General features: G+C 48.8%; 16 protein-coding genes. 14 read left to right on the top strand and 2 right to left on the bottom strand.

The features are described 5' to 3' along the window. Window positions 1–30: 30 nt before the first annotated feature. Window positions 31–1,005 carry a polyprenyl synthetase family protein gene (locus AAE250_RS00505; RefSeq protein ID WP_294599468.1) on the bottom strand — a complete coding sequence of 325 codons (975 nt, stop codon included), beginning with the start codon at window positions 1,003–1,005 and terminating at the stop codon, window positions 31–33. Between the two features lie 87 nt (window positions 1,006–1,092). Here AAE250_RS00505 and polA point away from each other — a divergent pair, with 87 nt between their 5' ends. The 9 genes from polA (at window position 1,093) to lgt (AAE250_RS00460) (ending at window position 11,680) form a co-directional block, all read left to right on the top strand. Beyond that, window positions 1,093–3,945 carry a DNA polymerase I gene (gene polA / locus AAE250_RS00500; protein ID WP_294599471.1) on the top strand — a complete coding sequence of 951 codons (2,853 nt, stop codon included), beginning with the start codon at window positions 1,093–1,095 and terminating at the stop codon, window positions 3,943–3,945. Between the two features lie 279 nt (window positions 3,946–4,224). Further along, complete coding sequence (locus AAE250_RS00495) at window positions 4,225–4,617, top strand: DUF3836 domain-containing protein (RefSeq protein WP_294599474.1); 393 nt, start codon at window positions 4,225–4,227, stop codon at window positions 4,615–4,617. A gap of 198 nt (window positions 4,618–4,815) precedes the next feature. Beyond that, entirely contained in the window at window positions 4,816–6,024 is a 1,209-nt protein-coding gene (locus tag AAE250_RS00490; RefSeq protein ID WP_294599477.1) for an ATP-binding protein, read from the top strand. Window positions 6,025–6,059: 35 nt separating this feature from the next. After that, complete coding sequence (locus tag AAE250_RS00485; RefSeq protein ID WP_294599482.1) at window positions 6,060–6,686, top strand: HD domain-containing protein; 627 nt, start codon at window positions 6,060–6,062, stop codon at window positions 6,684–6,686. 147 nt (window positions 6,687–6,833) lie between these two features. Then, window positions 6,834–7,937 carry a redox-regulated ATPase YchF gene (gene ychF / locus AAE250_RS00480; RefSeq protein ID WP_294599485.1) on the top strand — a complete coding sequence of 368 codons (1,104 nt, stop codon included), beginning with the start codon at window positions 6,834–6,836 and terminating at the stop codon, window positions 7,935–7,937. A gap of 148 nt (window positions 7,938–8,085) precedes the next feature. After that, window positions 8,086–8,901 (top strand): carboxypeptidase-like regulatory domain-containing protein, encoded by an 816-nt coding sequence (locus AAE250_RS00475; protein ID WP_294599488.1) that lies wholly within the window; start codon window positions 8,086–8,088, stop codon window positions 8,899–8,901. 22 nt (window positions 8,902–8,923) lie between these two features. Continuing rightward, on the top strand, window positions 8,924–9,853 hold the full coding sequence (locus AAE250_RS00470) for a ketopantoate reductase family protein (RefSeq protein ID WP_294599491.1): 930 nt from the start codon (window positions 8,924–8,926) through the stop codon (window positions 9,851–9,853). 24 nt (window positions 9,854–9,877) lie between these two features. Beyond that, window positions 9,878–10,738 (top strand): prolipoprotein diacylglyceryl transferase, encoded by an 861-nt coding sequence (gene lgt / locus AAE250_RS00465; protein ID WP_294599493.1) that lies wholly within the window; start codon window positions 9,878–9,880, stop codon window positions 10,736–10,738. A gap of 30 nt (window positions 10,739–10,768) precedes the next feature. Continuing rightward, window positions 10,769–11,680, top strand: a complete 912-nt coding sequence (gene lgt, locus AAE250_RS00460) for a prolipoprotein diacylglyceryl transferase (protein WP_294599496.1) — start codon at window positions 10,769–10,771, stop codon at window positions 11,678–11,680. 32 nt (window positions 11,681–11,712) lie between these two features. Here the strand turns inward: lgt (AAE250_RS00460) and AAE250_RS00455 are convergent, their stop codons facing one another. Next, the gene (locus AAE250_RS00455) at window positions 11,713–12,240 is read right to left on the bottom strand and encodes a hypothetical protein (RefSeq protein ID WP_294599499.1); all 528 of its coding nucleotides are present in this window, start codon (window positions 12,238–12,240) and stop codon (window positions 11,713–11,715) included. 195 nt (window positions 12,241–12,435) lie between these two features. Here AAE250_RS00455 and AAE250_RS00450 point away from each other — a divergent pair, with 195 nt between their 5' ends. From AAE250_RS00450 to AAE250_RS00430, 5 genes are all read left to right on the top strand, one after another. After that, a complete protein-coding gene (locus AAE250_RS00450) occupies window positions 12,436–14,769 on the top strand; it encodes a glycoside hydrolase family 31 protein (RefSeq protein ID WP_294599502.1) in 2,334 nt (777 codons plus the stop codon). A 564-nt stretch (window positions 14,770–15,333) separates the two neighbouring features. Continuing rightward, complete coding sequence (locus AAE250_RS00445; protein ID WP_294599504.1) at window positions 15,334–17,535, top strand: glycoside hydrolase family 3 C-terminal domain-containing protein; 2,202 nt, start codon at window positions 15,334–15,336, stop codon at window positions 17,533–17,535. 219 nt (window positions 17,536–17,754) lie between these two features. After that, window positions 17,755–18,807, top strand: a complete 1,053-nt coding sequence (locus AAE250_RS00440) for a nucleoside hydrolase (protein WP_294599507.1) — start codon at window positions 17,755–17,757, stop codon at window positions 18,805–18,807. A gap of 71 nt (window positions 18,808–18,878) precedes the next feature. Beyond that, entirely contained in the window at window positions 18,879–19,871 is a 993-nt protein-coding gene (locus AAE250_RS00435) for a glycoside hydrolase family 43 protein (RefSeq protein ID WP_294599509.1), read from the top strand. A 153-nt stretch (window positions 19,872–20,024) separates the two neighbouring features. Next, window positions 20,025–21,224, top strand: a complete 1,200-nt coding sequence (locus tag AAE250_RS00430; protein ID WP_294599615.1) for a glycoside hydrolase family 76 protein — start codon at window positions 20,025–20,027, stop codon at window positions 21,222–21,224. Window positions 21,225–21,241: the final 17 nt, after the last annotated feature.

Below are 21,241 nucleotides of genomic sequence, written 5' to 3'. Positions count from 1 at the left end.
CGCTTCGCTCTGAATGACGGATAGTATAAGTTATTTTTCTCTTTCCACTACGTAATCCAAGTATCCTGCAAGTGCCGCCTTCACATCCGTATCCGGCACGGACGACAGCAACGAAAGCGCCTTTTCCTTATACGCATACATCACTTTCGTAGCATATTCAATGCCCCCGTTCTCCTTGGCAAATGCAATTAAACGGGCGATTTCATCGGGAGTAGCCTCCCCATTCTTCACCTTTACGGCAATCTCTTCTGCTATCTTATCCTTCGTGTTATTGAGTGCATAGAGCACCGGCAAAGTCAATTTACCTTCGAGCATATCATTTCCGGTAGGCTTACCGATTTCCTTGCTCTCGAAATAATCAAAGATATCATCCTTTATCTGGAAACAAAGTCCGATATACTCACCGAACAAGCGTACAAATTCCGCCTTTTCATCGTCGGCTCCTACCGAATAAGCCCCCGCCTTGGTACATGCGGCAAAGAGCACCGCCGTCTTCTTGCGGATAACATCAAAGTAAACTTCTTCGGAGAAATGGGGGTTGCTGACATTAGAAAGCTGCAAAAGCTCCCCTTCGGCCAAGTCTTGCCCAAGGCTGGAAACGATATCAATGATATGATAATTACGGGTTAGACCCACCTGAACCAAAGCGGTCGCCAACAGATAATCGCCCGTCAGCACAGCCACCTTATTATTAAATATAGCATTTACCGAGAGCTGCCCGCGCCGTTCGGTACTTTCATCCACCACATCGTCGTGCACAAGGCTGGCATTATGCAGAAGCTCCAGGGCAACCGCAGCATGAAGGGTCGCAGGACATACTTCACCATAAAGCTTTGCAGCCAGAAGTACCAATATAGGGCGCATCATCTTCCCGTTCTTCTGCCGGATATGTGCAATGACACTATTCAACAAAAGATTGGAACTGGAAAGAGTACTATCAAAAAGTTCTTTGAAGTCTTCCAATTCCACAGAAATCGGAGATTTTATAAGTGATGAGTTGTCCATACATCGCTATTTGCCTACAAAAGTAGTAATAAAACGTTTAATACGGCATTTTTTTGTACTTTTACCGTGAAAAAAAATGATAAACCTATGAATTCTATCGATAAACTTTTCCTGCTCGATGCATACGCATTGATATATCGGGCTTATTACGCGTTCATCAAGAACCCGCGTATCAACTCCAAAGGGTTTAATACGTCCGCCATCCTGGGCTTCGTCAATACCCTTGAAGAAGTACTTAAAAAGGAGAACCCCACCCACATCGGGGTTGCCTTCGATCCATCCGGTCCCACCTTCCGCCACGAGGCCTACGAGCAATACAAGGCGCAGCGGGAAGAAACACCCGAGGCCATCCGCCTCTCCGTACCTATTATTAAGGACATCATCCGCGCCTACCGCATCCCCATCCTCGAAGTGGCAGGCTACGAGGCCGACGACGTGATAGGCACCCTTGCCACCGAAGCAGGGCGGCAAGGTATCACCACCTACATGATGACCCCCGACAAGGATTACGGCCAACTGGTGTCCGACCGCGTATTCATGTACCGCCCCAAACATACCGGCGGCTTCGAAGTCATGGGCGTCGAAGAAGTAAAAGCAAAGTTCGACATCCAGACCACGCAGCAAGTCATCGACATGCTGGGACTGATGGGCGATGCCTCCGACAACATCCCCGGCTGCTCCGGCGTGGGCGAGAAAACGGCACAGAAACTGGTTGCCGAGTTCGGCAGTATCGAAAACCTGCTGGAACATACCGACCAACTGAAAGGCGCCCTCAAAACCAAAGTGGAAACAAACCGGGAAATGATAACCTTCTCCAAATTCCTCGCCACCATCAAAACCGATGTCCCCATCGCACTCGACATGAATGCCCTTGTCCGCGAAGAGCCGAACGAAGAGGAACTTCGCAAGATTTTCGAGGAGTTGGAATTCCGTACGCTCATCGATCGCGTTCTCAAAAAAGGAAGCAGCACTTCCTCCCCTACTCCGGCTGCTTCTGCGCCCGACCCATACGCCGGAACTTTGTTTGCCCAACCGCAACCCGCCACTCCCGAAAACAGTGGCCCGATTCAAGGCGATTTGTTTGCGAATTTTGCGGGCAACGGGGCGGACGGCTCCGAAAATTCAAATCTCACGCGGTTAGAAATGCTCAATGTAGACTACCAACTCATTGATACAGAAGAAAAAAGAAGAGAAATTATTCAAAAGTTGCTTACAACGGAAATTCTCTCAATAGATACGGAAACCACCGGAACCGATGCAATGGAAGCCGAGCTGGTAGGAATGAGCTTCAGCGCCGCCGAAAATCAAGCATACTACGTCCCCGTTCCTGCCGAACGTGAAGAAGCGTTAAAAATCGTAAGCGAGTTCCGTCCTCTCTTCGAAAACGAAAAAACGATGAAGGTCGGACAAAATATCAAGTACGATATGATTATCCTCCAAAATTATGGAGTCCGGGTGAAGGGACAACTTTTCGATACCATGCTCGCCCATTACGTACTTCAACCCGAACTTCGTCATAACATGGACTATCTAGCAGAAATTTATCTGCATTACCAGACCATACACATCGACGAACTTATCGGCTCCAAAGGAAAGAATCAGAAGAGCATGCGCGACCTTCCCCCCGAAGAAGTCTATCGCTATGCCTGCGAAGATGCAGACGTGACCCTTAAACTGAAGAACGCCCTGGAGAAGGAATTGAAAGAACAGGGAGCTGAACATCTGTTCCATGAAATAGAGATGCCGCTTGTACCCGTGCTCGTCAATCTGGAGACCAACGGCGTGCGACTCGACACCGAAGCCCTCAAGCAATCTTCGGAGCACTTCACCGTGCGCCTGCAAGATATTGAAAAGGAAATCTACGACCTGGCAGGCGAAACGTTCAACATCAGCTCTGCCAAGCAGGTGGGCGAAGTGCTCTTCGACAAGCTGAAGATAGTGGAGAAAGCCAAAAAGACCAAAACCGGGCAGTACGTCACCTCCGAAGAAGTGTTGCAAACCTACCGCAACAAGCACGAGATTATCGGCAAGATACTGGAATATCGCGGACTGAAGAAGCTGCTGAGCACCTACATCGATGCCCTGCCCCAGCTTATCAACCCGCGTACGGGGCGCATCCATACTTCTTTCAACCAAGCCGTCACCTCCACCGGGCGGCTCAGTTCCAGCAACCCGAACCTGCAGAACATCCCCATCCGCGACGAAGACGGAAAGGAAATCCGCAAAGCCTTCATCCCGGACGACGGCTGCGAGTTCTTCTCTGCCGACTACTCCCAGATCGAACTTCGCATCATGGCGCACCTGAGCGGCGACAAAAATATGATCGATGCCTTCTGCAGCGGCCACGACATCCATGCCGCCACCGCCGCCAAGATCTATAAGATAGATATCAGTGACGTCACCTCCGACATGCGCCGCAAAGCCAAAACGGCAAACTTCGGCATCATTTACGGCATCTCCGTCTTCGGACTGGCCGAACGCATGAACGTCTCCCGCCAGGAAGCCAAGGAACTGATTGACGGATACTTCGAAACCTATCCGCAAGTCAAGGAGTATATGGACAAGAGCATCCAGGTGGCACGCGAAAACGGATATGTAGAAACCATCTTCCACCGCAAGCGCTTCCTGCCCGATATCAACTCAAGAAACGGAGTGGTACGGGGCTATGCCGAGCGAAATGCCATCAACGCTCCCATCCAGGGAAGTGCCGCCGATATCATAAAAGTAGCCATGGCACACATCTATCAGCGCTTCCTTAGTAACAATCTGAAAGCAAAGATGATTTTACAGGTCCATGACGAACTAAATTTCAGCGTTCCGGAGGCTGAAAAGGAGATTGTGCAACAAATTGTAATCGAGGAGATGGAGCAGGCATATCGCATGCACGTACCCCTGAAAGCCGATTGTGGGTGGGGAAAGAACTGGTTGCAGGCACATTAAACCGGGTTATAACTTTATTTAACTTACAATCAGAAAGCAACAGAAGCATTCCTTTCGAAATACAGTTTGCTCACCAGAATATCCGGCAGCCTCACTGCCGGATATTTTTTATTCATCTATCTTGCCAAAAGGAAAGAATATCTTTTCCCCACCCATTGACATATTGACAAATATTAATTCAATTTTAATATAGATGTCAATATAATGCGTACCTTTGCAGCGTTTTAAACGACATATTGATAATAAATAGTAAGTTCAACCAATTAAAGGCATATAACAATGAAAGCAAAAGTATCTTTAAAAACAGTGATTTTCTCAGCACTTCTCTTAGTTTGTGGTTTAAATGCATCAGCAGACAACAAGAGCAACCTCATTTACAATTCGGAAGAAGTAAATGGACTGAAAGTCGGTGAAACTGTATATAAGATGGACGGCAGTACACTTGCCAACTACATGAAGTACAACTATAAGTACGATGACCAAAACCGCATGACCGAAAGCGAAGCCCTGAAATGGAACAGCACCAAGAATACATGGACCAATGACATGTGCATCCGCTACGCTTACCAAGGCAAAAGCGTGACCACTACTTATTATAAATGGAACAATAAAAAGGGCGAATACGTGTTGGTTCCCGAAATGACGGTTACCATGGATAACCCTAACATGTAATAAATCTATTCTCTCTCTTTTAATTAAGTAATTTCACTCCTAACACAACATAACCAAGACCTTTTATAAGTTTTAAGAGCCGGAACACGTGATGTATTCCGGCTCTTTTTGTATTTTATAGAAGATAAAACTGAATTGAAAGAGAGTTTTGTCTTTTATAAAAGACAAAATCACTATATTTGTCCAAAACATTTAGTAATGAAACTTATTAATCGTCCTCAATACACAGACAAAATTAAGCCATTCATTGGGAAAGGTCTGATTATTGTGCTTACCGGGCAACGGAGAGTCGGTAAAAGTTGTATTCTGCAACAGCTGATAGATGAACTAAATACTGACAAGCGAACAAACATCATCTACATTAATAAAGAAAAAACAGAGTTTGACTTCATCAAAAGCTATCAGGAACTAACTGAATATGTAAACAAGCATCTGATGAGAAAGAAAGATAACTATCTGTTTATCGATGAAGTACAAGAAATAGCATCGTTCGAAAAGACATTGCGTAGCCTGCAAGCCGATGACGAATGCAATATCATCATAACAGGTAGCAATGCAAAAATGCTTTCAAGCGAATTATCCACGGCTCTTTCAGGCAGGTATGTTGAGTTCCATATTCAGAGCCTCAACTATGAAGAGTTTCTTCAGTTTCATCAATTAGACGACAATGATGCTTCATTGATGAAATATTTGACGTACGGCGGTTTACCTCAATTATACCGTATCGGCATAGAAAATCAAGATATGGCATTAGACTATCTTCATAATATTTATAACACCATTGTACTAAAAGACGTTATTTCCAGAGAACAGATCCGCAATGTCCCTTTCTTGGAAAACCTGATTTCATTCGTCAGTGACAATACAGGCAAGTTGATTTCAGCATCAAGCATCAGTAAATACATGAAGTCACAACAAATAGAAGTAACCACCACAGTCATATTGAATTACCTTACGTATTTTTGCAATGCTTTTATCATCAATAAAGTTCCGCGATATGACATTCATGGCAAGAAGTTGTTTGAATCCAACGAAAAGTATTACTTTGAAGACTTAGGACTTAGAAATGCACTGACTGGTACAAACCGGGTGGGTGATATTGAGAAACTGATAGAAAATGCTATTTTCTTGCACCTGAAGAATCAAGGCTTCGAAATAGCTGTCGGGCAGTTCCGCCAAATGGAAATAGATTTTGTAGCATGGAAGAATGGACGGACCATTTACGTGCAAGCCACCTATCTTTTGGAATCGGAAGAAACTATCGACAGGGAGTTCGGGAATCTTCAACTGATAAAAGATAACTATCCAAAATATGTAGTTTCTCTGGATCCGTTTCATACAGTCAACGACCGGGAAGGAATTACCCATTTACATTTAAGAGAATTCCTAAAAAGAATTCATTCCTAATACGATAACTAAAACCGTTTACAAGAAAAAAGAGCATGATACCGGAATCCCTCACCACCTACATCGAAACAGAAATCATTCCCCGATATAGCAATTTTGACAAAGCTCATAACCTCTCGCATGTACAGACCGTCATCGAAGAGAGCCTTGCCCTTGCCCGGCAACATCCCGAAACGGACGAGCGTATGGTCTATACCATTGCCGCCTATCACGATACGGGGCTGTGCCGCGATCGTGCCACGCACCACCTTGCCTCCGGTGAGATACTGATGGCAGATGCCACCTTGCGCCAATGGTTTTCCGAAGAAGAAATAAAGACAATGCAAGAAGCCGTAGAAGACCATCGCGCCTCTGCCGACCACGAGCCGCGCAGTATCTACGGATGTATCGTTGCCGAAGCCGACCGGATCATCGACCCGGACGTCACCCTGCGCCGCACCGTGCAATACGGATTGAAACAGAACCCTACTGCCGACGAACAGTGGCACTACCAACGCTTCTACCGGCATCTGATGGAAAAATATGCCCCCGGAGGTTATTTGAAACTTTGGTTTCCGCATGGCAAGAATGCAGAGCGACTGAAACAACTGCAAGCCATCATTGCCGACGAAAACCAACTAGAGGAAATCTTTCACCGCATGTTTAAAGAAGAAACGATATAGTTACAAATCAGCTATCTGAACGAGAAAAAAGCCATCTTTTAAGGCAATAAACAGAAGAATACCTATCTTTGCAAGCAGAATGACGGTAAAAAGAACGAATACAACCGTACCATTCAATGAAGATAACTCTAAATAACGAAATAGATAATGGCTTTACAATGTGGTATTGTCGGGCTGCCGAACGTAGGCAAATCGACGCTTTTCAATTGTTTGTCCAACGCCAAAGCGCAGGCGGCAAACTTCCCTTTTTGTACAATAGAACCGAACGTAGGCGTCATCACCGTACCCGATGAACGACTGACAAAACTTGCCGAACTGGTACATCCGGGACGCATCGTCCCCACTACTGTCGAAATTGTAGACATTGCCGGACTGGTGAAAGGTGCCAGCAAAGGCGAAGGTCTGGGTAACAAATTCCTCGCCAACATCCGCGAGACAGATGCCATCATCCACGTGTTGCGTTGCTTCGACGACGACAACGTGACGCATGTAGACGGCAGCATCAACCCCGTGCGAGACAAGGAAATCATCGACTACGAACTTCAACTGAAAGACCTCGAAACCATCGAAAGCCGCATCCAGAAAGTGCAGAAACAGGCACAGACGGGTGGCGACAAGCAGGCCAAGCTGGCTTACGACGTACTGGTACAATACAAAGAAGCCCTCGAACAAGGCAAATCGGCCCGCACCGTACAGTTCGAAACCAAAGACGAACAGAAGATTGCCAAAGAACTCTTCCTCCTGACTTCCAAACCGGTGATGTACGTCTGCAACGTAGACGAAGCCAGCGCCGTCAGCGGAAACAAATACGTAGAAATGGTACGCGAAGCCGTAAAGGACGAGAATGCCGAAATACTGATTGTAGCCGCCAAGACCGAAGCCGACATTGCCGAACTGGAAACTTACGAAGACCGCCAAATGTTCCTGCAAGAAGTAGGCTTGGAAGAATCGGGTGTAAGCCGTCTGATTAAATCGGCTTACAAACTGCTGAACCTCGAAACCTTCATCACCGCCGGAGAAATGGAAGTAAAGGCATGGACTTATCAGAAAGGCTGGAAAGCTCCGCAATGTGCCGGCGTCATCCATACCGACTTCGAGAAAGGTTTCATCCGTGCAGAAGTCATCAAATACAACGACTACATCCAGTACGGTTCGGAGGCAGCTGTGAAAGAAGCCGGAAAGCTGGGCGTAGAAGGCAAGGAGTATGTAGTGCAGGACGGAGATATCATGCACTTCCGCTTCAATGTATAACACTCTTTAGAATCGGCAGCAATCTCACATATTTTTAGACGCGGATTGGGCGGATTTAGAAGGCTGCGCAATAAGAAAATCCGCTGAATCCGCTCAATCCGCGTCTAGAGAATCGGCTTTCGGCACAATCCTTTAAAAACATATCGCTATGAAGCATCTCCTTTTTCTCCTCTTTTGTCTTTTCTGTGCCACCTCTTACGCACAGCAGCAAGATTCCGTCACCATCCGCGGACGGGTGACAGACTTCAACGACCAGCCGATAGACAGTGCTTCCGTGTGGTGGCAAAGCCCGTATTTCAATAACATAATAGATGTTGTCACCAACAAAGACGGTTACTACACCGCCCGTGTACCCAAAGGCAAATATCGAAGCATTGCTTCCATCTACTGGCCCTCCTATGCACATACCGCCCTCAAGAACGGTGTCTTGCCCGAAAGTGAGCATCGCCTGGAGTCTTGGGTTTGGAACTTCATTGCCGACCGTGACACTACGCTCAACATTCGCTATAACCGTATGGAAGTTTACGGGTTGCATACTTTTCGTGTCCCCGGAGCCATGCCCGCTTATCAGATATACGTCCGCCCCATGGGCTTGACGCGCACCTATAGATGGATGCAGGAAACCAAGCCGGCTTCCATGCGAAATGGCGTAGCCCTTAACGACACCGAGCAAAAAGCGCAAAGCAAAGAAGCCAAAGAATGCCAATGGGCACCGCACTCCGAACAACTGAAAGCCACTGTCTGGATAGACGACGAAGAAGTTCCCGTCCTGATGAAACAAGAGATAAAGGAGTATTATGGGACCGAGCAATATGTCATCGCTTACCTACTGACAGTAGACCTACCCAAGCACCCTAAAGAAGGCCTCCCCTACCGCATCTTCAAAGTAGAGCTGGAAGACTTGGAGAATGGCGACCGCGGTGAAGGACTTTACTATATGGAGAAAGAAAAATACATAGAATAACCCTCTAAACCATACTTTACAAATGGCAAACAGTACATTAAAATATCTCATAGCAGGCACCGGCGGTGTAGGAGGCTCTATTGCCGCCTTCCTGTCACTTGCCGGGAAAGATGTAACCTGCATTGCCCGCGGAGAACATCTCACCGCCCTGCGCGAACGTGGATTGCTGTTGCATTCCGACTTGAAAGGCGAGCATACACTAAAGGTAAAAGCCTCTACCGCAGAAGAATTCCAAGGCAAAGCAGACGTTATCTTTGTCTGCGTCAAAGGCTACTCCGTAGATTCCATCACGGAACTGATAAAACGTGCCGCGCACAAAGACACGGTAGTCATCCCTATCCTGAATGTTTACGGCACCGGCCCCCGCATTCAGCGCCTCGTTCCCGGCGTCACGGTACTGGACGGCTGCATCTACATCGTAGGCTTTGTATCGGGCAAGGGGGAGATTACCCAGATGGGCAAGATTTTCCGTCTGGTCTATGGTGCACACAGAGGTACCATCGTTCCCGACGGACTGCTGGAAGCCATACAAAGCGACTTGCACGAAAGCGGCATCAAGGCAGAAATATCACCGGACATCAACCGCGATACATTCATCAAATGGTCATTCATCTCCGCCATGGCCGTTACCGGTGCTTACTACGACGTGCCTATGGGAGAAGTGCAGAAGCCGGGCAAGATCCGCGACACCTTCATCGGCCTTTCCCGCGAAAGCGCTGCTTTGGGCAAGAAACTGGGCATTGAATTCAACGAAGATGTAGTGGAGTACAACCTCAAAGTCATCGACAAGCTCGCCCCCGAAAGCACCGCCTCCATGCAGAAGGACATGGCCAAGGGGCACGAAAGCGAAGTGCAAGGACTACTCTTCGATATGATTATAGCTGCCGAGGAACACGGAATAGATGTTCCGACGTACAGAATGGTGGCGGAGAAGTTCAGGAAGCCCGAATAATAACCCTATAAAAACAGAACCAAGATGCTCCCACTCCTCACCGTCAGCTGGAACCCGGATCCCGAACTGTTCAACCTCTTCGGGCATCTTCCTATACACTACTACGGCTTGCTATGGGCTATCGGCATCGCACTGGCTTGTGTCATAGTCCACCGCGAGTATCGAGACCGAAAAATCAGTGAGGAGAAGTTTTCCCCACTCCTCTTCTATTGCTTCTTCGGCATACTGATCGGGGCACGATTAGGCCACTGCCTGTTCTATCAGCCCGATTACTTCCTACATCATCTTTGGGAAATAATCCTCCCCGTCAGGTTCCTTCCCGGTGGAGACTGGATGTGGATTGGCTATAGAGGACTTGCCAGTCATGGAGGCACCCTGGGACTTATCATCGCCTTGTGGCTATACTGCCGCAAAACAAAAATGCACTATATGGATGTGCTCGATATGATAGCCGTTGCCACACCTATCACCGCCTGCTGCATCCGTCTTGCCAATCTGATGAATTCTGAGATTATCGGCAAGCCGACCGACGTGCCTTGGGCGTTCGTCTTCGAACGCGTAGACATGTTACCCCGCCACCCGGCACAACTTTACGAAGCTATCGCCTACTTCATCTTCTTCCTGGGGATGGTTTATCTCTATAAACGAGGACAGAAAAAGCAAACGGGAGTTACATCGCGCTATCACCGCGGCTTCTTCTTTGGCCTCTGCCTGACGGAAATATTCGTATTCCGCTTCTTCATCGAGTTCCTGAAAGAAAACCAAGTAGGCTTTGAAGATACAATGTCCATCAATATGGGGCAATGGCTCAGTATTCCGTTCGTTATCATCGGACTATACTTCATGCTCTTTTACGGAAAGAGACAAACGATAAAAAGTAAATAAAATCATTCTTAAACCAATAAAGTAAAGAATATGCTATCATTACTCACCATCAACTGGAACCCTAATCCCGAACTGTTCAAACTCTTCGGAAGTGTTCCCATCCGTTATTACGGCCTGCTGTGGGTCGTTGGTATTGGGCTTGCCTATCTGATAGTGCGGCAACAATTCCGGGACAAGAAAATCAGCGACGCCAAGTTCGAGCCGCTCTTTTTCTACTGCTTCTTCGGCATACTGATCGGGGCACGGTTAGGACACTGCCTGTTCTACCAGCCCGATTACTACCTGCATCACTTCTGGGAAATGATACTCCCCATCCACTTCCTGCCCGACGGTGGTTGGAAATGGACCGGCTATGAAGGCCTTGCCAGTCATGGCGGCACGCTGGGACTGATTATCGCCCTCTGGATGTACTGCCGCAAGATGAAGATGCACTATGTGGACGTACTGGACATGATAGCCGTTGCCACCCCCATCACCGCCTGCTTCATCCGCCTTGCCAATCTGATGAACTCCGAAATCATCGGCAAGGCAACCGACGTGCCCTGGGCATTCGTCTTCGAACGCGTGGATATGCTGCCGCGCCATCCGGCACAGCTATACGAGGCTATCGCCTATTTCATCTTCTTCCTGGGAATGGTTTACCTCTATAAACGAGGACAGATAAAGCTAACCGAGAAGCCCCAAACAGACTTCAGCAAGACTACCGCCAAGTCATCATCAACCGTATCGGTTGCCGCTGCATCGCGCTATCACCGCGGCTTTTTCTTCGGCCTCTGCCTGACGGAAATATTCGTCTTCCGCTTCTTCATCGAGTTCCTGAAAGAGAACCAGGTGAACTTTGAAGATGGCATGACGCTGAACATGGGGCAATGGCTCAGCATCCCGTTCGTCATTGTCGGAATATACTTTATGTGTTTCTACGGAAAGAAAAAAACAAAATAAACAGAAAAGGCTGCCGAATGGCAGCCTTTTTATCATTTCACAATCTTCAGCTTTTCAACCTTCTCCCCATTCAAGTAAGTGGCAAAATGCACGGTAGGATCATCTTTCTTCCAAGTGATGTAATAATCAAAACCGATAACATCCGTAGTGCCATCTCCCCAGTCGATGGTGAAAGTAGAGTTATGATAGTCACTTGTCGGTGAGAACTCTCCGAAAGCCAAATAGAACTCGCCTTTATTTTCGTACGTATAAAGTCCCGACCAGTGCGGCATGTTGAACCGTGTCTGCACAGACGGCAGATCAGCATCTCTCACAAAGGTCTTATCACCATAAATAGCTTTGATGGTGTTGCCTGTAATATTTCCTTCCTGCTCCGGATTGAGCAGATTGGCTCCTTGGGCATTTTCTACCCTTATAACAACCGAAGTATTGGCAAAATCCCAAAGCACAAAGTCATCGGAGCCATTTACATCCACATCATCACACGATGCAAGCCCAAAGACCAGAACAAGCAGAGCAAACTGCCACAACTTTCCGAATTTACAGTTCAAGTGTTTCATAGAATTTCTTTTAAGTGTTTTATTAAAGATAAGTTCTCTTGCAATGCAACAAAGGTAACGATTTTATTCATACTTGGTAATGATTCTTTGCTAAAAAACAAAAGCATCCCACAACCGAAACATACTATCCCATTGCTTGATGACAATTTCCCTACTTTTACGGCAACAAAATATAACCCGTAAATCAAGTACCGTATGAAAGATTATCATCTGCTGAAAAGTACGGCAATTCTGCTACTCGCAGCAACTGCCACCTCCGCGCATGCACAACTTAAAACGAACGCCGGCGTGCAATACCTCCTTTCGCAACCCAAAGACATGAGCCAGGACTTCCTGGACCTGAGCAACACCTACTTCTTTGCCGACAGCCTCGTCTCCCTGGACCCCGCCACCGGCCAAGGCCTCGTACAGTGGAAACGCCAGCAACTGATGCCCCGCCAGGCATTCAACGCCAACACCTACCTGCACCAGCCGCTACAGACCCTCGACTTCCCCGACGGAGCCTACGATAACAACCCGCAACTCCGCTTCACCATCGAACCCGTCAACGAGCGTACCCTCCGCATCCGCATGCTCACCACGCCCGTCATTCCCCAGGAAGATGCCGACGACCCCATGCTCGTAGCCAAGCCTGCCGACGGACGTTCCCTTTGGAAAACCGAAAAGACCGATAAAGGCACCCTCTATACCTCCCGATACGGAAGCCTCCTCATCGAGAACTACCCCTGGCGCCTCGTCCTGAAAGATGCCGACGGCCGAGTTCTCACCCAGACCCGCTGCTGGAGCGACAATGACTCCACCCAAGTCAAAGTGCCTCCCTTCAGCTTCATCAAGCGTGGTTCGGACAACTCGCGCAGCATCAACCCCGTCTTCAGCCTCGCGCCGAACGAAAAGATATACGGTTGCGGCGAGTCAGCCACCCCGCTGAACAAAGCCGGACAGAAGCTGAACCTCTTCGTCGCCGACCCGCAAGGCCCCGAAACCCCGGACATGTACAAGCCCATCCCCTTCTTCTTCAGCAACCGCGGCTACGGAATGTTCATGCACACCTCCGCCCCCGTCACCTGCGACTTCGGCCATAGTTACATCGGCGCCACCAAGCTCTTCATGGCCGATGAAGCCATGGACTTCTTCATCTTCTTCGGCTCTCCGAAGGAAGTGCTGAGCGAATACACCGCCCTTGTGGGCCGTCCCGAGATGCCCCCGTTGTGGAGCTTCGGCACGTGGATGAGCCGCATCACCTACTTCAGCGAAGCCGAAGGCCGCGACGTAGCCAATAAACTCCGTGAAAACAAGATACCGAGCGACGTCATCCACTTCGATACCGGCTGGTTCGGTGTGGACTGGCAATGCGACTACGCCTTCGCCGCCGACCGCTTCGACAACCCCAAGAAGATGCTCGACGACCTGCGCACACAAGGTTTCCGCACCTGCCTCTGGCAGCTCCCCTACTTCACCCCCAAGAACCGCTTCTTCCCCGAACTGGTGGAGCGCGGCCTCTACGTGCGCAACGGCAAGGGACAACTCCCCTACGAAGACGTAGTGCTGGACTTCACCAACCCCGAAACCGTGGAATGGTATCAGCAGAAGCTGGGCAACCTGATAGAAATGGGCGTAGGCGCCATCAAAGTGGACTTCGGCGAAAGCGCCCCGCTCGAGGGCATCTATGCCAACGGACGCAGCGGCCTCTACGAGCACAACCTCTACCCCTTGCGCTACAACAAAACCGTGGCGGACGTCATCAAGAAGATACACGGCGAGAACATCATCTGGGCACGTTCCGCCTGGGCAGGTTCCCAGCGCTACCCGTTGCACTGGGGCGGTGATGCCGCAACCACCGACACAGGCTTCGAAGGTACCCTGCGCAGCGGACTCTCCCTTGGCCTCAGCGGCTTCTGCTTCTGGAGCAACGACATAGGCGGCTTCGTCACCAAGTCGCCCGAAGGGCTTTACCGCCGCTGGCTGCCTTTCGGCTTCCTCACCTCGCACAGCCGCGTGCACGGCGCACCTCCCACCGAACCGTGGTACTACGGCAAGGAGTTCACCAACTACTTCCGCAAGTGCGCCGAATTGAAATATAAATTGATGCCCTACGTCTACGCCCAGGCCAAGGAGTGCACCGAAAACGGCTGGCCCATGCTCCGCGCCCTGCTGATGGAATATCCCAACGACCCGGGTGCCTGGCTGGTAGAGGACGAATACCTCTTCGGCAGCAACCTCCTCGTAGCCCCCATGCTCGAAGAGGGCAACAGCCGCGACGTCTACATCCCCGGACGGCAGAAGTGGATAGACTATCAGACCGGAAAGGTCTATACCCCCGGCTGGAACCGCATCGAATGCGGCGCACTGCCCATCGTCATCCTGGTGAAGGATGGTTCTGCCATCCCCCACATCCCCGTTGCCCAGTGCACCGACCAGATGAAGTGGGACAAGATAGAATGGAAGAAGTACCTTGCCGACGAGAAGAAGGCCGAAGGACTGCTCTGCCTCCCCACCGACGGGAAGCTGCAAAGAGTCTCCATTCCCTGATTTCTTAATTGAGAACTGAAAGGAAACAAGAGTTCTATTCTTTATAAGATACATAGTTGAGAATAGGAGTAAGAATTGAGAATAGGAGTAACTAATTCCCCTCCTCCCGGGAGGAGGGGTGCCCGTAGGGCGGGGTGGTAGGTGAATACACATACTGAATCATTCTTTCAAAGGTATTTATTTACCTACCACCTCCCCCTACGGGTACTCCTCCTCCCAGGAGGAGGAGAATGGAGATAGTATTGCTATATCAACTCACGTGGAAGATACTTCCCTGAGACATAGAAGGCTGCTTCCTGAGACACGGAACATTCCTTCCTATGAAATAGAACTCCCTTGCATGTCATGCACAAGATGGCATCTTATGCTACACAAGATGGCATCTTACGCTGCTCAAGATGGCATCTTGTGCATGACAAGGAAAGGAGGTACAGATGAAAGGGAAGGGAGATACAAACAATAAGCTATATAGTTTTATACGATAGCCCATATAGCTTTATACATTAGTTTATACAGTTTTTATACATCAACTTATATAGTTTTAAACATCAAACCAGTTAGTTCATGAGAAACAAATTACAACTCCTTGCCCTTTGCCTCCTCTTCTGCATGCAGGCAAGTGCACAAAAGACGTACCCCTTCCGCAACACCAAGCTTGCGGACGAGAAACGTGTAGACAATCTTCTGTCCCTGCTCACGCTGGACGAGAAAATCAACCTGCTCTCCACCGACCTCGGTGTGCCTCGTTTCAACATTCCTCACTGCGGACACTACGAAGGTCTGCACGGACTTACTTTAGGTGGCCCCGCCATGTGGGGCGGACGCGAAAGAACGGATGACGGAAAGACCGTACCGACGGACTTCCCTACCACCATCTTCCCCCAGTCCTACGGCTTAGGTTCCACGTGGGACATTGACCTCGTTCGGAAAGTAGCCGAGCAGGCTTCGGAAGAAGCACGCTACTACATGCAAACGCTTGAAAACAAGCGGAATTCCCTCGTAATGCGTGCCCCCAATGCCGACCTTGCCCGCGACCCGCGCTGGGGACGTACCGAAGAAAGTTTCGGCGAAGATCCTTTCCTCACCGCCCAACTCACCATCGCCAGCGTACGCGGCCTACAAGGTGACAACCCGCGCTACTGGAAAACCGCTTCCCTGATGAAGCACTTCCTTGCCAACAGCAACGAGGACGGACGCGACAGTACCTCTTCGGACTTCGACAAACGGCTGTTCTACGAATACTATGCCTATCCTTTCTATAAAGGCATCACCGAAGGAGGAAGCCGCGCATTTATGGCCGCATACAATAGCTGGAACGGCACGGTCATGTCCGTTCATCCCTGTCTCGAAGAGATTACCCGCAAGCAATGGGGCAACAACGGTATCATCTGTACGGACGGCGGCGCGCTGAAGCTGCTGGTGGAGTCGCACAAAGCCTTCCCCACCCTGACCGAAGGAGCCGCAGCCGTAGTAAAAGCCACTACCGGACAGTTTCTCGATGCGTATGTTCCTTACGTCAAGGAAGCACTCGAAAAGGGATTGTTGACCGAGGCCGATATCGACAAAGCCATCCGCGGCAATATCTACGTTGCCCTCAAACTGGGCTTGCTGGATGGCGATAACTCCGAGAATCCTTATCTCTCCATCGGCAAGAACCCTGCCGAAGCAGCTCCTTATACAAGGCAGGAAGCGCATCAGTTGGCGCGCGAAGTAACTGCCAAGTCCGTTGTTCTGCTGAAGAACGAGGCTTCTAAAGCAGCCAATGGTAACAAACTGCTCCCTCTCGATGCAAAAAAGCTACGCAAAATAGCCCTTATCGGCCCGTATTCCAACAAAATCGTGCAAGACTGGTATAGTGGCACCCCGCCCTACGAAACGACGATATTGAGCGGCATACGCAATGCTGTGGATAAGAACACCGAAATCCTGCACTTCGACGACAACGCCATGGGTCAGGCCGAAAGAGCCGCAGCAGCAGCCGATATTGCCATTGTATGCGTAGGAAACCATCCTTACGGCACCCGTGCGGACTGGAAATTCTCTCCCGTCCCCAGTGACGGACGCGAAGCCGTGGACCGCAAATCGTTGATGCTGCCCGATGAAGACTTGGTGAAGCAGGTGTTCAAAGCCAATCCTAATACGATATTGGTACTTGTCAGCAGTTTCCCCTATACCATTAACTGGAGCCAGGAGCATGTGCCTGCCATCGTACACATCACCCATTGCAGTCAGGAGCAGGGCAACGGTCTGGCAGATGTTCTTTTCGGCAAGGTGAACCCCGCCGGACGCACCGTGCAGACTTGGGTGAAGGACATCACCGACCTGCCCGACATGATGGACTATAACATCCGTCATGGTCGCACGTACATGTATCACAAGGGCGACGTGCTCTATCCCTTCGGTTATGGTTTGAGCTATTCTACTTTCGACTACGAGAAAGTGAATTCCGTGAAGCAGGATAAGAAGAACGTCAACGTAACCGTATCGGTAAAGAATACCGGTACGCGGGATGGTGAGGAAGTGGTGCAACTCTATGCCAGCTACCCCAATTCGAAGGTAGAGCGTCCTGCCAAGCAGCTGCGCGCCTTCAAGCGGGTGCCCATCAAGGCGGGTGAAACCAAAGAGGTAGTGCTCACCGTCTCCAAAGAAGACTTAGGCTATTGGGACGAAACCAAACAGGCATTTACCGTAGAACCGGGAACGGTGAAGCTGCTGATAGGAGCCTCATCGGAGGATATCAGGCTGGAAACGGATACTATTTTATAGAATAACGTTTCATGGGGCAGGGGCTGTATCAGGATATGTATCTTGATGCAGCCCCTCTTCTATTTCTTCAAGGCATAATCCCTCTTCAGAATATCACGATATTTCCCCATCCGAAGCCTTTGGAAGCAAAAAATCACTATTTTTGTCCTTTGGGACCCTTTCCTCCCAGCTTTGCTCTTCGGATATTTCACTGATCATTAACTTTTAAAACATACTATCATGAGAAAGAACAGACTCTATTTTACAGGCTTGTTGATATTGACTTTATCAAGCTGTACTTCTACTCCGAAGCAACAGAATACGGAAGTCACTTCAAATGCAGAGAGAATCATTTTAGAAACAGACATTGGTAATGATGTAGATGATGCCCTGGCGTTAGATATGCTTTACAAATATATAGATGCGGGAAACATTGACCTACTGGGCATCATGATTAACAAAGAGGGACAGTATCCTGCCGAATATGTTGATATCATGAACACTTGGTATGGTTATCAAATCCCTATCGGCATCATACACAACGGACCAGATTGCGAGAATGATGCCACAAACTATGCGAAAGCCGTATGCCTCCTAAAGAATGAAAACAATGAACCGGCTTTTAAACGCTCCCTAAAAGGCGGATATGACCAACTGCCTGAAGCTCCCGCGTTATACCGCAAGATACTGTCTCAACAGCCAGACAGTTCCGTTACTGTTATCTCCATAGGCTTTTCCACCAATCTTGCGCGTTTGCTGGATACTCCGGCTGACGATATCTCTCCGTTGACAGGAAAAGAATTGGTTGCCAAGAAAGTGAAACTGCTGTGTACGATGGGAGGATGCTTTAACAGTCCGGACTTCTTTGAATACAATATCGTAAAAGACATTCCGGCTGCAAAGAAAGTATTCACCGAATGGCCGTCACAAGTGGTGACTTCGCCTTTTGAAGTGGGTATTGCTATCAACTATCCTGTCGCCAGCATTGAGAACGATTTTCAGTGGGCACCGATCCATCCGGTAGTAGAAGCATACAAAAGTTACAATGAGATGCCTTACGACACTCCGACTTGGGATTTAACTTCCGCATTATATTCAGTGGAAGGTCCTTCTTATTTCAATGTTTCTCCTGCAGGTAAGATTAACGTAACGGACAAAGGTGCTACGGAATTTACCCCTGATACAACCGGAAATCGCTATTATCTGACAGTAGACTCCGTTCAGGCTGAAACTATCAAGCAACATTTCGTAAAACTGATATCTCAACAACCCGTTCATTTCAACAAAAAGTAAATAGGAGAAAGTTATTCCACTTCATCACGAATTTACTATTTTTGTCTCCCGAACTCTAAAAGACATAGAATATGAAACTTAGGTATCTTTTTCTTTCCTGCGTAATTGGCTGGTCTGCATCGGCCTTTTCCCAAAGTGGAAGTCAGTCTCCGAAAACGAGTGGTAACCCGATCTTTACGGGCTGGTATGCAGACCCGGAAGGAGCAGTATTTGGAGATGAATATTGGATTTATCCGACTTATTCGGCGGATTATGATGAACAGATTTACATGGATGCCTTCTCGTCCAAGGACCTGGTGAACTGGACCAAGCACCCGAAAGTTCTTCAAAAAGAGAATATCAGCTGGCTTCGACGTGCATTGTGGGCACCGGCAGTGATTCATGCCAATGATAAATACTACTTCTTCTTCGGCGCCAACGACATCCAGAACAATGAAGAAGTAGGCGGAATCGGTGTAGCAGTGGCCGACAATCCTGCCGGACCGTTTAAGGATGCCCTTGGCAAACCCCTGATCGATAAGATAGTGAATGGTGCCCAACCTATCGACCAGTTCGTATTCAAGGATGATGACGGACAGTACTATATGTATTATGGCGGCTGGGGACATTGCAATATGGTGAAGATGGCGCCCGACCTGCTGAGTATCGTACCCTTCGATGACGGGACTATCTATAAAGAAGTCACCCCGAAGAATTATACCGAAGGCCCCTTCATGCTGAAACATAACGGAAAGTACTACTTCATGTGGTCGGAAGGCGGCTGGGGAGGCCCTGATTATTGTGTAGCCTATGCCATTGCAGACTCACCGTTCGGACCGTTTGAAAGAGTAGGCAAAATATTGCAGCAAGATGCCAATATAGCCACGGGAGCAGGTCATCATTCTGTCATTAAAGGACCGGGAGCAGATGAGTGGTATATCATTTACCACCGCCGTCCGTTGGGCGAAACCGCTGCCAACAGCCGAGCTACTTGCATCGACCGTATGTATTTTGATAAAGACGGAAAGATAAAGCCCGTCAGAATGACTTTCGAAGGAGTGAAAGCCAGTCCGTTATCAAAATAAGGATATCAGAACAGCCTGCGGCAATAGCATGGCTGTTCTTTTTATATTTTCGTGCCATATCTATCTGTTTTTGTGCCATTCTTCCCCCGTTGTACATTAATGTCACAAAACGATACGTCACTTTGCACATTCCGCAGTAGCTTTGTGCACATGATGAATCTAAAACAAATACTTTTCAGTTTGCTTGTGTGTGGAACTGCAATGACCGGTTGCGACTCTCAGGAACAAGTTACCGTAGATGACGAATCGGTTCTGATGCGTGCCAAACAGACGCTCGATTCCGTATATCTGAATTACTCCGTACCCGGCACCTGCCTGCTACGCGAAAATTACCCGTCGGATATCAACGACTATACAGCAACCTATCTGGCATCCGAAGAACAGAGGGACGTACCCAACCAGTATTCTTATTTATGGCCCTACTCGGGAACTTTCTCTGCTGTAAGTGCCCTCTTTGCCGCCACACAAGATGCTGCTTACAAATCCATCCTTGACAATAAAGTATTGGCAGGCCTCGAAGAATACTTCGACACCCGGAGAACGCCGGAGGCTTATACTTCTTATATCCACTCCGCTCCGCAATCCGACCGTTACTACGACGATAATATCTGGCTCGGCATCGACTTTACCGATACCTACTTGCTGACGCACGAAGCAAAGTATCTGCAGAAAGCAGAACTTATCTGGAAGTTTATAGAAAGCGGTACGGATGACAAGTTAGGCGGTGGCATCTACTGGTGCGAGCAAAGCAAGGAATCCAAGAATACCTGCTCCAATGCGCCCGGTTCAGTCTTTGCCCTGAAGCTCTTCAAGGCAACGCAAAACAGTGCCTACCTGAAAACAGGACAACAACTGTACGAGTGGACCCAAGCAAACCTGCAGGACCCTGCCGACTGCCTGTACTTCGATAACATCGCCCTGGACGGGAATATAGGTAAAGCCAAGTTTGCCTACAACAGCGGACAAATGATGCAGGCCGCCAGTCTGCTGTACCAGTTCACCGGACAGAAACAGTACCTCACCGATGCACGGAACATTGCCAAGAGCTGTTATTACTATTTCTTTACGAGCTATACACCGCAGAAAGGCGAACCCTTCAGGCTGATAAAGAAAGGCGATGTATGGTTCACCGCAGTGATGCTGCGCGGCTATATCGAACTCTATCAGATAGACCGGGACAGGACCTATCTGGACTCTTTCGACAAGAGCCTGGACATGGCCTGGAAGAATGCACGGGACGAGAAAGGACTGTTCAGCACAGACTTCACCGGAAACACCCACGACAGCCGGAAATGGTTATTAACGCAAGCTGCCATGGTAGAGATGTATGCTCGCCTGGCAGCCATTAAATAGAATTAAAACTAATCCCT

The organism is Bacteroides sp. GD17 (genome assembly GCF_038448625.1).
Lineage (GTDB): Bacteria > Bacteroidota > Bacteroidia > Bacteroidales > Bacteroidaceae > Bacteroides.
Note: the sequence above shows the minus strand (reverse complement) of the source record. Positions and strands in the feature narration are given on the sequence as shown.

Excerpts from the sequence above, each read along its gene's own strand:
- AAE250_RS00430 (WP_294599615.1), top strand. The coding sequence starts at position 20,025 with ATGAATCTAAAACAAATACTTTTCAGTTTGCTTGTGTGTGGAACTGCA.
- AAE250_RS00450 (WP_294599502.1), top strand. The coding sequence starts at position 12,436 with ATGAAAGATTATCATCTGCTGAAAAGTACGGCAATTCTGCTACTCGCA.
- lgt (WP_294599496.1), top strand. The coding sequence starts at position 10,769 with ATGCTATCATTACTCACCATCAACTGGAACCCTAATCCCGAACTGTTC.
- AAE250_RS00505 (WP_294599468.1), bottom strand. The coding sequence starts at position 1,005 with ATGGACAACTCATCACTTATAAAATCTCCGATTTCTGTGGAATTGGAA.
- AAE250_RS00490 (WP_294599477.1), top strand. The coding sequence starts at position 4,816 with ATGAAACTTATTAATCGTCCTCAATACACAGACAAAATTAAGCCATTC.
- AAE250_RS00435 (WP_294599509.1), top strand. The coding sequence starts at position 18,879 with ATGAAACTTAGGTATCTTTTTCTTTCCTGCGTAATTGGCTGGTCTGCA.
- AAE250_RS00440 (WP_294599507.1), top strand. The coding sequence starts at position 17,755 with ATGAGAAAGAACAGACTCTATTTTACAGGCTTGTTGATATTGACTTTA.
- lgt (WP_294599493.1), top strand. The coding sequence starts at position 9,878 with ATGCTCCCACTCCTCACCGTCAGCTGGAACCCGGATCCCGAACTGTTC.
- AAE250_RS00495 (WP_294599474.1), top strand. The coding sequence starts at position 4,225 with ATGAAAGCAAAAGTATCTTTAAAAACAGTGATTTTCTCAGCACTTCTC.
- AAE250_RS00470 (WP_294599491.1), top strand. The coding sequence starts at position 8,924 with ATGGCAAACAGTACATTAAAATATCTCATAGCAGGCACCGGCGGTGTA.
- ychF (WP_294599485.1), top strand. The coding sequence starts at position 6,834 with ATGGCTTTACAATGTGGTATTGTCGGGCTGCCGAACGTAGGCAAATCG.
- AAE250_RS00445 (WP_294599504.1), top strand. The coding sequence starts at position 15,334 with ATGAGAAACAAATTACAACTCCTTGCCCTTTGCCTCCTCTTCTGCATG.
- AAE250_RS00485 (WP_294599482.1), top strand. The coding sequence starts at position 6,060 with ATGATACCGGAATCCCTCACCACCTACATCGAAACAGAAATCATTCCC.
- AAE250_RS00475 (WP_294599488.1), top strand. The coding sequence starts at position 8,086 with ATGAAGCATCTCCTTTTTCTCCTCTTTTGTCTTTTCTGTGCCACCTCT.
- polA (WP_294599471.1), top strand. The coding sequence starts at position 1,093 with ATGAATTCTATCGATAAACTTTTCCTGCTCGATGCATACGCATTGATA.
- AAE250_RS00455 (WP_294599499.1), bottom strand. The coding sequence starts at position 12,240 with ATGAAACACTTGAACTGTAAATTCGGAAAGTTGTGGCAGTTTGCTCTG.